General features: G+C 70.0%; 13 protein-coding genes. 7 read left to right on the top strand and 6 right to left on the bottom strand.

Annotation, left to right across the window (positions count from 1 at the left end; all coding sequences use genetic code 11):
• Window positions 1–17 precede the first annotated feature (17 nt).
• From ectB to thpD, 3 genes are read left to right on the top strand one after another with little or no spacing between them, the layout of a single operon-like run.
• Entirely contained in the window at window positions 18–1,289 is a 1,272-nt protein-coding gene (ectB, locus tag OG714_RS39065) for a diaminobutyrate--2-oxoglutarate transaminase (RefSeq protein ID WP_406128209.1), read from the top strand.
• Between the two features lie 54 nt (window positions 1,290–1,343).
• On the top strand, window positions 1,344–1,748 hold the full coding sequence (locus OG714_RS39060) for an ectoine synthase (protein WP_327405016.1): 405 nt from the start codon (window positions 1,344–1,346) through the stop codon (window positions 1,746–1,748).
• A 5-nt stretch (window positions 1,749–1,753) separates the two neighbouring features.
• Window positions 1,754–2,650 carry an ectoine hydroxylase gene (gene thpD / locus OG714_RS39055; RefSeq protein ID WP_406128207.1) on the top strand — a complete coding sequence of 299 codons (897 nt, stop codon included), beginning with the start codon at window positions 1,754–1,756 and terminating at the stop codon, window positions 2,648–2,650.
• Window positions 2,651–2,719: 69 nt separating this feature from the next.
• On the opposite strand, the gene OG714_RS39050 is transcribed toward thpD, so the two are convergent.
• From OG714_RS39050 to OG714_RS39035, 4 genes are all read right to left on the bottom strand, one after another.
• Window positions 2,720–3,769 (bottom strand): aminotransferase class V-fold PLP-dependent enzyme, encoded by a 1,050-nt coding sequence (locus OG714_RS39050; RefSeq protein ID WP_406128205.1) that lies wholly within the window; start codon window positions 3,767–3,769, stop codon window positions 2,720–2,722.
• A 108-nt stretch (window positions 3,770–3,877) separates the two neighbouring features.
• Window positions 3,878–4,600: a DsbA family oxidoreductase gene (locus OG714_RS39045; protein WP_406128203.1), complete on the bottom strand. Its 723-nt coding sequence runs from the start codon at window positions 4,598–4,600 to the stop codon at window positions 3,878–3,880.
• Between the two features lie 77 nt (window positions 4,601–4,677).
• On the bottom strand, window positions 4,678–5,169 hold the full coding sequence (locus OG714_RS39040) for a GNAT family N-acetyltransferase (RefSeq protein ID WP_406128201.1): 492 nt from the start codon (window positions 5,167–5,169) through the stop codon (window positions 4,678–4,680).
• The gene (locus OG714_RS39035) at window positions 5,166–6,161 is read right to left on the bottom strand and encodes a GlxA family transcriptional regulator (protein WP_406128199.1); all 996 of its coding nucleotides are present in this window, start codon (window positions 6,159–6,161) and stop codon (window positions 5,166–5,168) included. The genes OG714_RS39040 and OG714_RS39035 overlap by 4 nt, the downstream gene beginning before the upstream one ends.
• Before the next feature lie 70 nt (window positions 6,162–6,231).
• Between OG714_RS39035 and OG714_RS39030 the strand changes: the two genes are divergently transcribed.
• Window positions 6,232–7,608: an MFS transporter gene (locus OG714_RS39030; protein WP_406128197.1), complete on the top strand. Its 1,377-nt coding sequence runs from the start codon at window positions 6,232–6,234 to the stop codon at window positions 7,606–7,608.
• Here OG714_RS39030 and OG714_RS39025 read toward each other — a convergent pair.
• Both OG714_RS39025 and OG714_RS39020 read right to left on the bottom strand, forming a co-directional pair.
• The gene (locus tag OG714_RS39025) at window positions 7,574–8,182 is read right to left on the bottom strand and encodes a DUF1349 domain-containing protein (RefSeq protein WP_406128195.1); all 609 of its coding nucleotides are present in this window, start codon (window positions 8,180–8,182) and stop codon (window positions 7,574–7,576) included. The two genes, OG714_RS39030 and OG714_RS39025, sit on opposite strands and share 35 nt — an antisense overlap.
• A 129-nt stretch (window positions 8,183–8,311) precedes the next feature.
• The gene (locus OG714_RS39020) at window positions 8,312–9,841 is read right to left on the bottom strand and encodes an aldehyde dehydrogenase (NADP(+)) (protein ID WP_406128194.1); all 1,530 of its coding nucleotides are present in this window, start codon (window positions 9,839–9,841) and stop codon (window positions 8,312–8,314) included.
• Between the two features lie 133 nt (window positions 9,842–9,974).
• Between OG714_RS39020 and OG714_RS39015 the strand changes: the two genes are divergently transcribed.
• The 3 genes from OG714_RS39015 (at window position 9,975) to OG714_RS39005 (ending at window position 12,771) form a co-directional block, all read left to right on the top strand.
• Window positions 9,975–10,748, top strand: a complete 774-nt coding sequence (locus OG714_RS39015; RefSeq protein ID WP_019067473.1) for an IclR family transcriptional regulator — start codon at window positions 9,975–9,977, stop codon at window positions 10,746–10,748.
• A 3-nt stretch (window positions 10,749–10,751) separates the two neighbouring features.
• Complete coding sequence (locus OG714_RS39010; RefSeq protein WP_406128192.1) at window positions 10,752–11,225, top strand: GNAT family N-acetyltransferase; 474 nt, start codon at window positions 10,752–10,754, stop codon at window positions 11,223–11,225.
• Window positions 11,226–11,313: 88 nt separating this feature from the next.
• The gene (locus tag OG714_RS39005) at window positions 11,314–12,771 is read left to right on the top strand and encodes a peptidoglycan D,D-transpeptidase FtsI family protein (RefSeq protein ID WP_406128190.1); all 1,458 of its coding nucleotides are present in this window, start codon (window positions 11,314–11,316) and stop codon (window positions 12,769–12,771) included.
• The last annotated feature ends 32 nt before the right edge of the window (window positions 12,772–12,803 follow it).

Raw genomic sequence — 12,803 nt, 5'->3', positions numbered from 1 at the left:
ACCGAGGAGCAATTCGCGTGACCATCACCCAGCCCGATCTCAGCGTCTTCGAGACCCTGGAGTCCGAGGTCCGCAGCTACTGCCGCGCCTGGCCCACCGTCTTCGACCGGGCCCGGGGCAGCCGTATGTACGACGAGGACGGCCACGCCTACCTCGACTTCTTCGCGGGCGCCGGCTCGCTCAACTACGGGCACAACAACCCCGTCCTGAAACGGGCGTTGATCGACTACCTGGAGCGCGACGGCGTCACCCACGGGCTCGACATGTCGACCAGTGCGAAGCGCGCCTTCCTCCAGACCTTCCAGGACCTGGTGCTGCGCCCGCGCGACCTGCCGTACAAGGTGATGTTCCCGGGCCCGACCGGCACCAACGCCGTTGAGTCCGCACTGAAGTTGGCGCGGAAGGTGAAGGGCCGCGAGGCGATCGTGTCGTTCACCAACGCCTTCCACGGCATGTCGCTGGGTTCGCTGGCCGTGACCGGCAACGCCTTCAAGCGGGCCGGTGCCGGCATCCCGCTGGTGCACGGGACGCCGATGCCGTTCGACAACTACTTCGACGGCAAGGTCCCCGACTTCCTGTGGTTCGAGCGGCTGTTGGAGGACCAGGGCTCCGGCCTCAACAAGCCCGCCGCCGTGATCGTCGAGTCCGTGCAGGGCGAGGGCGGCATCAACGTCGCCCGCCCCGAATGGCTGCGCGCGCTGGCCGAGTTGTGCGAGCGCCAGGACATGCTGCTGATCGTCGACGACATCCAGATGGGCTGCGGGCGCACCGGCGCGTTCTTCTCCTTCGAGGAGGCGGGGATCGTCCCGGACATCGTCACTGTCTCGAAGTCCATCAGCGGCTACGGCCTTCCGATGTCCCTGTGCCTGTTCAAGCCCGAGCTGGACATCTGGGAGCCGGGCGAGCACAACGGCACGTTCCGCGGCAACAACCCGGCGTTCGTCACCGCGACCGCCGCCCTGGAGACGTACTGGTCGGACGGCTCCGCGATGGAGAAGCAGACCCGGACCCGCGGTGAGCAGGTCGAGCAGGGGCTGATCTCCATCACCGAGGAGAACCTCGCCGACATCAAGGAGTACCGGGGCCGCGGGCTGGTCTGGGGCATCGAGTTCAAGGACCCCGAGCGCGCCGGGCGGATCTGCGCCCGCGCCTTCGAACTCGGGCTGCTCGTCGAGACGTCGGGCCCGCAGAGCGAGGTCGTGAAGCTGCTGCCCGCGCTGACCATCACCCCCGAGGAGCTGGACGAGGGGCTGAGCATCCTCGCCCGCGCCGTACGGGAAACCGTCTGACAGCTCCCTCTCTCATCACCGTCTGACACCACGTCAAGGAGGCGTCACCACACCGTGATTGTCCGTTCGTTCAAGGAACTCGAAGGCACCGACCGGCACATCAAGGCCGCGTCCGGCACCTGGGAGAGCAAGCGCATCGTCCTCGCCAAGGAGCGGGTCGGTTTCTCGGTGCACGAGACCGTCCTCTACGCGGGTACGGAGACGTCGATGTGGTACGCGAACCACATCGAGGCCGTCGTCTGCGTCGAGGGCCACGCCGAACTCACCGACGACGAGACCGGGCAGACGTACACGATCACGCCCGGGACCATGTACCTCCTCGACGGACACGAGCGGCACACGATGCGGATCAAGGAGGACTTCCGCTGCGTCTGTGTCTTCAACCCGCCCGTCACCGGACGGGAGGACCACGACGAGAACGGCGTCTACCCGCTGCTGACCGAGCCCGAGGAGGTGTGACGAGCATGACCACCGTCACCAGCGTCACCGACCTGTACCCCAGCCGCGGCACCACCGAGGTGTCCGGCCCGCGCAAGGACCCCGTCATCTGGGGCTCCCCCGACACCCCCGGCCCGATCCCGAACGGTGACCTCCAGGCCTTCGAGCGCGATGGTTTCCTCGCCATGGAGGAACTCCTCGGGGACGACGAAGTCGGCGTCTACCGGCGGGAGTTGGAGCGCCTCGTCGCCGACCCCGCGATCCGGGACGACGAGCGGTCGATCGTCGAGCCGAAGTCCAAGGAGATCCGGTCGGTCTTCGAGGTGCACCGGATCAGCGAGGTGTTCGCGCGGCTCGTGCGGGACGAGCGGGTCGTCGGGCGGGCGCGGCAGATCCTCGGCTCGGACGTGTACGTGCACCAGTCCCGGATCAACGTGAAGCCCGGCTTCGGCGCGAGCGGCTTCTACTGGCACTCGGACTTCGAGACCTGGCACGCCGAGGACGGGCTGCCGAACATGCGCACCGTGTCCGTGTCGATCGCGCTCACCGAGAACCACGACACCAACGGCGGCCTCATGATCATGCCGGGCTCGCACCGGACGTTCCTCGGCTGCGCGGGCGCGACCCCCGAGGACAACTACCGGCAGTCGTTGCAGATGCAGGACGCGGGCACCCCGTCCGACGAGGCGCTGACCGGCATGGCCGCCGAGTACGGCATCAAGCTGTTCACCGGCCGGGCCGGTTCGGCGACCTGGTTCGACTGCAACTGCATGCACGGCTCGGGCGACAACATCACGCCGTTCCCGCGCAGCAACGTCTTCATCGTGTTCAACAGCGTGGAGAACAAGGCGGTCGAACCGTTCGCCGCGCCGGTACGGCGGCCCGAGTTCATCGGGGCACGGGACTTCACGCCGGTGAGGTGACGGCCCGGCGGTTCGCCGCAAGCACACCAGGGCACCTCGGTCACGGCGACCGGGGTGCCCTTCCGTGCGTCAGCCGGCCAGCACCTCCACCAGACGGTCCACGTCCTCGGCGGTGTTGTAGAGGTGGAAGGCCGCGCGCAAGTTCCCCGCCCGGTTGGAGACTTCGACCCCCGCCGCGCTCAACTCGCCCTGCCGGTGGCCGAGTCCGGGCACGGAGACGATCGGTGAGCCCTGGGACGCGATGGGTTCGTGCCCGAGGGTGTCGAGGCCCGCGCGGAAGCGGTCGGCGAGGGCGAGGTCGTGGGCGCGTACGACGTCGACCCCCAACTCCTCCAACAGCGCGAGGGAGTGGCGGGCACCGGCGTAGGAGAAGAGGGCCGGGCTCTCGTCGAACCGGCGGGCGGAGTGGGCGAGTTCCTCGACCGGGCCGTAGCAGCTGTCCCAGGGCGCCTCGCCCGCGACCCAGCCGGCGAAGACCGGGTTGAGGCCGCCGAGGTCCTCCGGGGTGACCAGGAAGGCGACCCCGCGCGGGCAGAAGAGCCACTTGAAGCCGACGGCGGCGACATAGTCGTAGGAGTCGGCTTCGAGGTCGAACCAGCCGACGGCCTGCGACGCGTCGACGTACGTACGCGCCCCGTGCTCGCGTGCCGCCGCCCGGAGCGCGGGCAGGTCGGCGATCCGGCCGTCGGCCGACTGGACGGCGCTGACCGCGACGAGCGCGGTGCCGGGGCGTACGGACTCGGCGATCCGCTCCAGCGGGACGCTGCGGACCTTGAGGTCGGGGCGCATGTGGAAGGGGTTCACGACCGAGCTGAAGTCGGCCTCGGCGGTGAGGACTTCGGCGCCGGCCGGCAGCGAGGAGGCGATCAGTCCGCTGTAGACGGCGACCGAGGCCCCGGCCGCGACCCGACCCGCCGGCACACGGGTCAGCCGGGCGAATGCGGCGCGGGACGCCTCGACGTCGTCGAACATGTCGGTCGGCGTGCCGACCGCGGCCGCCTCGACGGCCGTGTGCATCGCGGTGACCGTGCGGGTCGGGAGGAGGCCGGTGCTCGCGGTGTTGAGGTAGGTGTTCTTCGGGGCGAACTCGGCGCGGACGAGGCTCTCGAAGGTCTCCATGCCACCACTCTGCGGTGCCGAGAAGCCCTCGTCCATTGCGATTTTTTACGTGGATCCGCTAAGGAACGCTTATAGGTCACCGAGCGGTCGGCCCTGACCTCGGCCTTTTCAGGCCTGCGGTACCGCGCACCCGTCGGGGCCGCACGCCTCGGCGTCGCCGTCGGCGCCGCTGTCGATCAGCTTCAGCGGGGAGTGCTCGCCCCAGGCCTGGGTCAGCGCCTGGGCGAAGACCTCGGCGGGCTGGGCGCCGGAGACGCCGTACTTGCGGTCGAGGACGAAGAAGGGGACGCCGTTCGCGCCCAGCTCGGCGGCCTCGCGCTCGTCGGCGCGGACGTCGTCGGCGTACGCCGTCGGGTCTGCCAGTACCTTGCGGGCGGCATCGGCGTCCAGGCCGGCACCGACGGCCAGCTCGACGAGCCGCTCGTCGTCGCCGAAGACGGAACGTTCCTCTGCGAAGTTCGCCTTGTACAGCGCCTGGATCAGCTCGTCCTGGCGGCCGTGCTCCTTGGCGAAGTGGAGGAGGCGGTGCATGTCGAAGGTGTTGCCGTGGTCACGGTCGCGGGTGCGGTAGTCGAGGCCCTCGGCGGCGGCCTGCGCGCCCAGGTTGTCCTCACCGGCCTGCGCCTGCGCCTCGCTCATGCCGTACTTCTTGGTGAGCATCTTGAGCACGGGCTGGGTGTCGCCCTTGGCGCGGCCCGGGTCCAGTTCGAAGGACCGGTGCACGATCTCGACGCCGTCGCGGTGCGGGAACGCGTCGAGCGCCTTCTCGAAGCGGGCCTTCCCCACGTAGCACCAGGGGCAGGCGATGTCCGACCAGATCTCGACGCGCATTCTTCGGCTCTTTCCAGGACGTACGGGTGAGGGACAGAGGCTCTCTGTTTCCCCCGTGAACGTTCAAGCAGCCCGCTTCATTCCCCCGTCACGGGCAGACGCATCTCCAGGTGGTGTCCGCCGTCGGACGGCTCGGCGACCCAGCCCTGCCGGACGTAGAAGGCCTGCGCCCGCTCGTTGTCGACATGCACATCGAGTACGGCGGTCCGCCGGCCGTCGGCCCGCCACTGCTCGACGCAGGCCGCGTGCAGGGCCGTACCGAGGCCGGAGCGCCACTGGTCGGGGTCGACGTGGAACTGGAACAGCGTGACCGTGTCCGCCGGGTCGCCCTTCTGGGAACGGAAGGAGGCTATGGCGACGATGCGGCCGTGCTCAACCACACACAGGACATGGGCGTCGGGCCGCTCGATGACGCCCCGCCAGGCGGCGAGCCAGTCCCGCCCGTCCTCCGGGACGCCGTCGGGGTAGTACGTCGCCCGGGCGCGCGCGTGCAGCGCGGCGACGCTCTCCGCCTCGACGGGCAGGGCGGTTCTGATCACCCGGTTCCCGATGGCACGGTCACTGATCACGCAACCGATGACGTGACCTCGGCCCCTCCGGTTCCCAGCCGGCTGAACTGGGCCCGGTAGGCGCTCGGTGTCAGGCCGGTTCGGCGGGTCAGGTGGCCACGCAGGGAGTCCGCCGTGCCCAGGCCGCAGGCGCGGGCCAGTTGGTCCATGGGGAGGGTGGTGGTCTCCAGGAGTTCCTTGGCTCGCTCGATGCGCTGGTGGAGGAGCCATTGGAGGGGACTCACGCCGCTCTCCGCGTGGAAGCGGCGGGTGAGGGTGCGCACGCTCACGCCCGCGTGCCGGGCCAGGTCGGTGAGGGTGAGGGGCTTGTCCAGGTTGCGCATGGCCCAGCCGCGGGTGTCGGCGCAGGCCGTGCCCCGCTCGGGTGGGAGGGGGGTCTGCGTGAACTGGGTCTGGCCGCCCGGGCGCACGGGTGCGACGAGGGCGAGGCGGGCCACCTCGTTGGCCACGGCGGCGCCGTAGTCGGTGCGGATGATGTGCAGGCAGAGGTCGATGCCGGCGGCGTATCCGGAGGCGGTCAGGAACTGGCCGTCCTGGACGTAGAGGACGTCGCCCCTGAGGTCGAGGGTCGGATAGCGGTCGCGCAGTTCGTCCGCCAGCCCGTGGTACGTGGTGGCGCTGCGGCCGTCGAGCAGCCCGGCGGCCGCGAGCACGAAGGCGCCGCTACAGATGGAGGCGATGCGCTTGCCCGCGGCGGCGGCCTCGCGGACGGCCGCCACGGCAGCCGGGTCGGGCTCGTACCGTTCGCCGGTGCCCGCGATCACCACGGTGTCCGCGGTGCGCAGGATGTCGAGGCCGCGGCCCACCTGGAGGTGCAGGCCGCCGGTCGTCACCACCGGGCCGGCGTCGGAGCTGCAGATGGTCACCTCGTAGCCGGGGGCGCCGTCGATCTCGACCTTCGCGAAGAGCATCTCCGGGATGGCGAGGTTGAACATGGAGACGGGGGACGGCGCGACGATCGCGACGCGATGCGGTGACCGCTTCCTCGGCATGGCCAGAACCTCCGGGTGTATGGCGTTCCGGCCACTACTGTAGGGCCTCGCTCAACCGCAGCATGGACGCATGACAACGCCCACCCCCACGCCCGTCGGCCAACTCACGCCCCGCACCGGCGATTTGAGGAATCCCGCCCCCGCCCTGGTCCTCATCGCCGCCCTCCTCGGTTTCGCGCTCATCAGCCTCGACGCGTCCGTGGTGAACGTGGCGCTGCCGTCCATCGAGGACGCGTTCGGCGGCGGGTTGTCGGGACTGCAATGGGTGGTCGACGCGTACACGCTGTCCTTCGCCGCGCTGATGCTGTCCACCGGCGCCTTCGCGGACCGGGCCGGGGCGAGCCGCGCGTACGCGATCGGCATCACGGTCTTCACCGCCGCCTCGGCGGTCTGCGGTCTGGCCCCGAACCTGCCGACCCTGATCGGTTCGCGCGTGCTCCAGGGCGTGGCGGCGGCCGTCGTCCTGCCGGCCTCACTGTCCCTCGTACGGCAGGCCTACGCCGAGCCGGCCAAGAGGGCGCGGGCGGTGGCGACTTGGGCGGCCGGGGGCGCGGTGGCGGTGGCCCTCGGCCCGGTGGCCGGGGGCGCGCTGACCACGGTCTGGGACTGGCGGGGCATCTTCTTCATCAACCTGCCGCTGGGCGCGGTGGCGTTGGCGCTGCTGGTCCGGGTGCCGCGCTCGGAACGCCGGCCCGCACCGCTGGACCTGCCGGGCCAACTGCTGGCGGCGATCACTCTCACGGCCGTGACCTTCGCGGTGATCGAGGGCGGGGCGACGGGAGTTGTGGCGCTGCTGATCGCGCTCGTCGCGGGCGCGGCCTTCGTCCGGGTCGAGCTGCGCCAGTCGCATCCGGTGGTGCCGTTCGGCCTGTTCCGCAGTCGTAAGGTGTCCGTGGCGGTCGCGGCGGGTGCGGCGTGCAGTGTCGCCTTCTACGGCGTGGTCTTCCTCTTCTCGCTCTTCTTCCAGCAGGTGCAGGGGCGTTCGGCGCTGTACGCCGGCCTGATGTTCCTGCCGATGACCGGTCTGATCTCGGTGACGAACGTCTTGTCGGGCAAACTGGCGGCCCGCTACGGCCCCCAACTGCCCATGCTGATAGGCCAGTCGCTCGCCGCGCTGGGCGCACTGGCCCTGCTCTACGTCGACGAGAGCACACCCCCGCTCCTGGTGGCCTGGCTCCTCGTCCCGATGGCTCTCGGCTGCGCCCTGACGGTCCCGCCGCTGACCATCGCGATGATGGACGCGGTACCGGCCGAACGGGCGGGCCTGGCCGCCGGTGTCCTCAACTCCGCGCGTCAGGTGGCGGGTGGGCTGGGCATCGCCGTGTTCGGGGCGCTGGTTTCCGACGGGTTCACGGCGGGCCTGCGGGAGAGCCTCGCGATCAGCGCGGCCCTCTTCGCGGTGACGGCCTTCCTCAGTTTCCGTCTCTCAGGTCGTTCGGCCAACTAGGCCTGAACTCAAGGTGGTCGTACGTGACGACACACCCCTCCCCCATAGGCGACTGCGTCATGAATCCGACCAGCGCCGCGTCCGTCTCCTTCTCGTCGCCGAGGGTGAAGAGCCGGATGAATATCCAGCGCTCACCGTCCCGGGACGCGTGAAAGGCGAAGGCACGACCGGTGCGGCTGACCCGCAGCCACACCGAACTGCCTTCGACGGTGAAGGAGTTGGCGTCGTCCGAGTGCCCCCGGGTGACCACCGTGCAGACGGTGGGCACGTCGGGCGAGTACTCCAGGCAGAGCTTCGCCCAGGCCCGCTCCCCCACGTGGACGTAGAGCACCCCGGCATCGAAGGACCCCGCGAACCCGACGGTGACGCGGGCGATGAGCTGGAAGTCCCCGTGCGGCGCACCGAGCAACCGGGGCGCGTCGGAGGCGGGATCCAGCCCCTCCCCGGTGGGCGGCACGAACCGGTCCTGCCGGGGGCCGGCCCACCCGCTGAGCACACCATCGTCGTACGACCAATGCCCGTCGGGCCCGTAAGTCCGGAGGGGAAAGGGCAGTTGGGAGATCTCCAATTCCATCCACTCACTATCGCAGGCCCGGGGAGTTGCCTTCAGGGGCGCGGGGCTGTATCGATTTGCGGCTCCGCCGCGGGACGCGACCAGCCCCAACGAACCGGCACACGCGACGAAACCGCACCCCCAACGGCGCTACCGCTCCAAGTGCCCGTCATAACGCCGAGGCAGCCCCAGCGGATTACCGTCCCGCAACTCCAACGGCAGCAGCGCTTCAGGCGTGTTCTGGTAGGCGACAGGCCGCAGCCACCGCTCAATAGCCGTACCGCCAACAGAGGTTGAGGTAGACGTCGTAGCGGGGTAAGGCCCCCCGTGATGCTGGGCCGGCGCCACGGCGACACCCGTGGGCCACGCGTTCACCAACACCCGCCCGGCCAACGGCGTGAGCTCCGCGAGGATCTCCGCCCCACGCCCCTCCCCGGCCGCCTCCCCCGCCGACAGATGAACCGTCGCCGTAAGGTTCCCCGGCAGCCGCGACAGCACGGCGTTCGCCTGCGCGTCATCGTCGTAGCGCGCCACCACGGTGACCGGCCCGAAGCACTCCTCCAGGAGCAGGTCGTACGACCCCTCCGACGCGAGCTTCTCCGCCGGCACCGTCAGGAACCCGGGGCTCACCGTGTGCTCACTGCCCGCCCCCGGCGTGACCGGCGACTCCACCTCGGGCAGCCCGGCCCGCTCGGTGACGCCCGCGAGGAAGTTGTCGCGCATCCGGTGGTCCAGCAGCACCCCGGAGTCCGTGTCGCTGACGGCGTCGGTGAGGGACTTGATCAGCCCGTCCCCGGCGGAGCCGGACGGCACGAGCACCAGGCCCGGCTTCACACAGAACTGGCCGACGCCCAGCGTCATCGAACCCGCGAGCCCCGTGCCGATCGCCTCGGCCCGCTCGGCCGCGGCCGCCTCGGTGACAACTACCGGGTTCAGGGAGCCCAGTTCACCGTGGAAGGGGATCGGGACCGGTCGCGCGGCCGCCGCGTCGAACAGGGCACGACCGCCGCGTACGGAACCGGTGAACCCCGCCGCCGAGACCAACGGGTGCTTGACCAGTTCGACGCCCGCCTCGAAGCCGTGCACCAGGCCGAGGACGCCGGCCGGGATGCCCTGCTCGGCGGCGGCCCGGCGCAGCACGCTCGCGACCAGCTCGGACAGGCCCGGGTGGTCGGGGTGGGCCTTGACGACGACCGGGCAGCCGGCGGCCAGCGCGCTCGCGGTGTCCCCGCCGGGGACCGAGAAGGCGAAGGGGAAGTTGGAGGCCGAGTAGACGGCGACGACGCCCAGCGGCACCTTGTAGCGGCGCAGGTCCGGGATCGGCGGGGTCGCGGTGTCGTCGGGGTGGTTGATGACCACGTCGAGGAAGGCGCCCTCGTCGACGATGTCCGCGAAGGCCCTCAACTGGTAGCAGGTGCGCGCGAGTTCGCCGTTCAGCCGGACCGGGCCGAGCGCGGTCTCCGCGTCGGCGACCTCGACCAACTGGTTCTTGGCCGCTTCGAGTTGGTCGGCGGCGCCGCGCAGGAAGGCCGCGCGGACGGTACGGTCGGCGAGCGAACCGCGCGCGGCGTGCGCGGCGCGGACGGCGGTGTCCACCTCCTGGGCTGTGGCCTCCACCGCAACCTGTTCACGCTTCTTCCCGGTTCGGGGGTCGACACTCCAGACTGGTGCTGCTGCCACCGCGGGTCCCTCCACACATGTAATGCCGCAGTTCTGGGTCATTCACCAGGGTCGTTCGATATGCTGAACGCTGTCTCTGATGATGAATATGCTCTCGGAGACTATTTCCCGTCGAACGAAGGGGTCAAGGGCGATGTCGGCAGGCGAGACAGGCGGCGGGGCACAGGTCAAGTCCGCGGTGCGGACGGTGGAGCTGCTCGAATACTTCGCCGGCCGGCCCGGTATGCACTCCCTCGCGGCGGTCCAGGAGGCCGTCGGATATCCCAAGTCCAGCCTCTACATGCTGTTGCGGACGCTCGTGGAGCTGGGCTGGGTGGAGACGGACGCGACGGGCACGCGGTACGGCATCGGGGTGCGGGCGCTGCTGGTGGGCACCTCCTACATCGACGGCGACGAGGTCGTCGCGGCGGCCCGTCCGACGCTGGACCGCCTCTCGGACGACACCACGGAGACCATCCACCTCGCGCGCCTCGACGGCACGAACGTGGTCTACCTGGCCACCCGCCAGTCGCAGCACTATCTGCGGCCCTTCACCCGCGTCGGCCGCCGGCTCCCGGCGCACTCGACCTCGCTGGGCAAGGCGCTGCTGAGCACGTACTCCGACGAGCAGGTCCGCAAGATGCTCCCGGAGACGCTGCCCGCGCTCACCGAGCACACGATCACCGACCGCGAGAAGCTCATCGAGGAACTCCACCAGGTCCGCGAGCAGGGCTTCGCCGTGGACCGCGAGGAGAACACGCTGGGCCTGCGCTGCTTCGGCGTCGCGATCCCGTACCGCACCCCCGCGCGGGACGCGATCAGCTGCTCGGTGCCGGTGGCGCGGCTGACTCCGGCGCACGAGCAGATGGTGAAGGACGCCCTGTTCGACGCCCGTGACCGACTGACCCTCGCCACCCGGAGGCTCTGAACCATGCAGGTCGCACTCCGTCCCGTCCACGACAGTGATCTGCCGGTCTTCTTCCGGCTGACGAACGACCCCGAGTCCGTCCGGATGGCCGCCTTCACCGCGAAGGACCCGACCGACAGGGACGCCTTCGACGCCCACTGGAAGCGCATCCGCGCCTTGCCCGACGTGCTGAACCGCACGATCCTGGCGGACGGCGACGTGGTCGGCAACGTGGCGGTCTACGGGGAGCCGGACGAGCGCGAGGTGACGTACTGGATCGACCGCGCCTACTGGGGCAAGGGCATCGCGACGGCCGCGCTGCGCGACCTCCTGGCCGAGGCGCCCGAACGCCCGGTGTACGCGCGCGTGGCGGCCGACAACGAGGGCTCGCGGCGCGTGCTGGAGAAGTGCGGGTTCGTCGTCAGCGGCCACGACCGGGGGTTCGCGAACGCGCGGGGCGAGGAGATCGACGAACTGGTGCTGACGCTGGGTTCGTGAACACTCGTCGAGCCGGCTTCATGAGCGCTCGATGAGAAAAGCGCCGTAAGGGAACGATTCGTTCCCGGCCGGTCGTCTTCAGAGCGGGATGAACAAGACGATCAGGCGCACCTCCGTCTTCGTACTGCTCCTCGTTCTCGCCCTCCTGGTGCGGGCGACCTGGGTGCAGTTCTACGACGGCCAGGCACTCGCGGACGACAAGGACAACCGGCGCAACGCGATCGAGACGTACGCGGACCCGCTCGGGAACATCATCGTGGCCGGGAACGCGATCACCGGCTCGGCGCGGACGGGGAGCAGCAGCGACCTCGCGTACAAGCGCACGTACACGGACGGCAAGCTCTACGCGGCGGTGACGGGTTACGCCTCGCAGAGCTATGCGCCGACGCAGTTGGAGGGGATCTACGCCGATCTCCTCGACGGCACGGACAGCAGCCTGAAGACGGCCATGGACACGGTCACCGGCGAGCGGGCCGCCCCGGGCAACGTGGTCACGACCATCGACCCGGATGTACAGAAGGCGGCGTACGACGCGCTCGGCGACAAGAAGGGTGCCGCCGTCGCGATCGATCCGACGACCGGCAAGATCCTCGCCGTCGTCTCGACCCCGTCCTACGACCCCTCGGCGCTGACCGACGCCAACACCGCCGCGTCGGCCTGGAAGCAGCTCACCGCGGACTCCGACAAGCCGTTGACCAACCGCGCGCTGCGCCAGCCGCTGCCGCCCGGGTCGACGTTCAAGCTGGTCGTGGCGGCGGCCGCGCTGGAGGACGGGCTGTACTCCTCGGTGGACGAGAAGACGACGAGCCCCTCGCCGTACACCCTGCCGGGCACGGTCACGAAGCTGACGAACGAGAGTTCCTCCGCGCCCTGCGAGAACGCCTCGATCCGGGTCGCGCTCCAGTACTCCTGCAACACCGTGTTCGCGAAGATGGCCGTCAACCTGGGCCAGGACAAGGTCAAGGCGATGGCCGAGAAGTTCGGCTTCAACGACGACAAGCTGGACATCCCGGTGCGGGCGTACCCGAGCGTGTACCCGTCGAACATGAACAAGTCGTCCACGGCCCTGACGGGCATCGGCCAGTACGACGTGACCGCCACCCCGCTCCAGATGGCCATGGTGTCGGCAGCCATAGCCAACGACGGCAAGCTGGTCTCCCCGCACATGGTGTCGGAGACCACCGACAGCGGCGGGGACGTGGTCCACAACTACGACGACAGCACGACGACGAAGCAGATCGTCAGCTCGCGCACGGCCCGGCAACTCCAGTCGGCGATGCAGACGGTCATCACGGACGGCACCGGCACGAACGCCGAGATCGCGGGTGTCACGGTGGGCGGCAAGACGGGCACGGCCCAGCACGGCGAGAACAACGACCAGTCGCCGTACGCCTGGTTCACCGCGTACGGCAAGTCCGACTCGACGGGCAAGCAGGTCGCGGTGGCGGTACTGGTGGAACAGTCGGACGCGGCAAGGTCGGAGATCAGCGGCAACGGCTTGGCGGCCCCGGTGGCCAAGGCAATGATGAAAGCGGCCTTGCAGTAACGCTCCGCTTTTGTCTTTGGGGGCGCGGGGCT

This window comes from Streptomyces sp. NBC_00989, from assembly GCF_045162655.1.
In the GTDB taxonomy this organism is placed as follows: Bacteria; Actinomycetota; Actinomycetes; order Streptomycetales; family Streptomycetaceae; genus Streptomyces.
This window is presented reverse-complemented; position numbering and strand designations above follow the sequence as displayed.

Bases quoted from the DNA above. Each gene is read 5' to 3' on its own strand.
- thpD (WP_406128207.1), top strand. From the start codon at position 1,754: ATGACCACCGTCACCAGCGTCACCGACCTGTACCCCAGCCGCGGCACC.
- OG714_RS39050 (WP_406128205.1), bottom strand. From the start codon at position 3,769: ATGGAGACCTTCGAGAGCCTCGTCCGCGCCGAGTTCGCCCCGAAGAAC.
- OG714_RS39045 (WP_406128203.1), bottom strand. From the start codon at position 4,600: ATGCGCGTCGAGATCTGGTCGGACATCGCCTGCCCCTGGTGCTACGTG.
- OG714_RS39035 (WP_406128199.1), bottom strand. From the start codon at position 6,161: ATGCCGAGGAAGCGGTCACCGCATCGCGTCGCGATCGTCGCGCCGTCC.
- OG714_RS39030 (WP_406128197.1), top strand. From the start codon at position 6,232: ATGACAACGCCCACCCCCACGCCCGTCGGCCAACTCACGCCCCGCACC.
- OG714_RS39025 (WP_406128195.1), bottom strand. From the start codon at position 8,182: ATGGAATTGGAGATCTCCCAACTGCCCTTTCCCCTCCGGACTTACGGG.
- OG714_RS39015 (WP_019067473.1), top strand. From the start codon at position 9,975: ATGTCGGCAGGCGAGACAGGCGGCGGGGCACAGGTCAAGTCCGCGGTG.
- OG714_RS39010 (WP_406128192.1), top strand. From the start codon at position 10,752: ATGCAGGTCGCACTCCGTCCCGTCCACGACAGTGATCTGCCGGTCTTC.
- OG714_RS39005 (WP_406128190.1), top strand. From the start codon at position 11,314: ATGAACAAGACGATCAGGCGCACCTCCGTCTTCGTACTGCTCCTCGTT.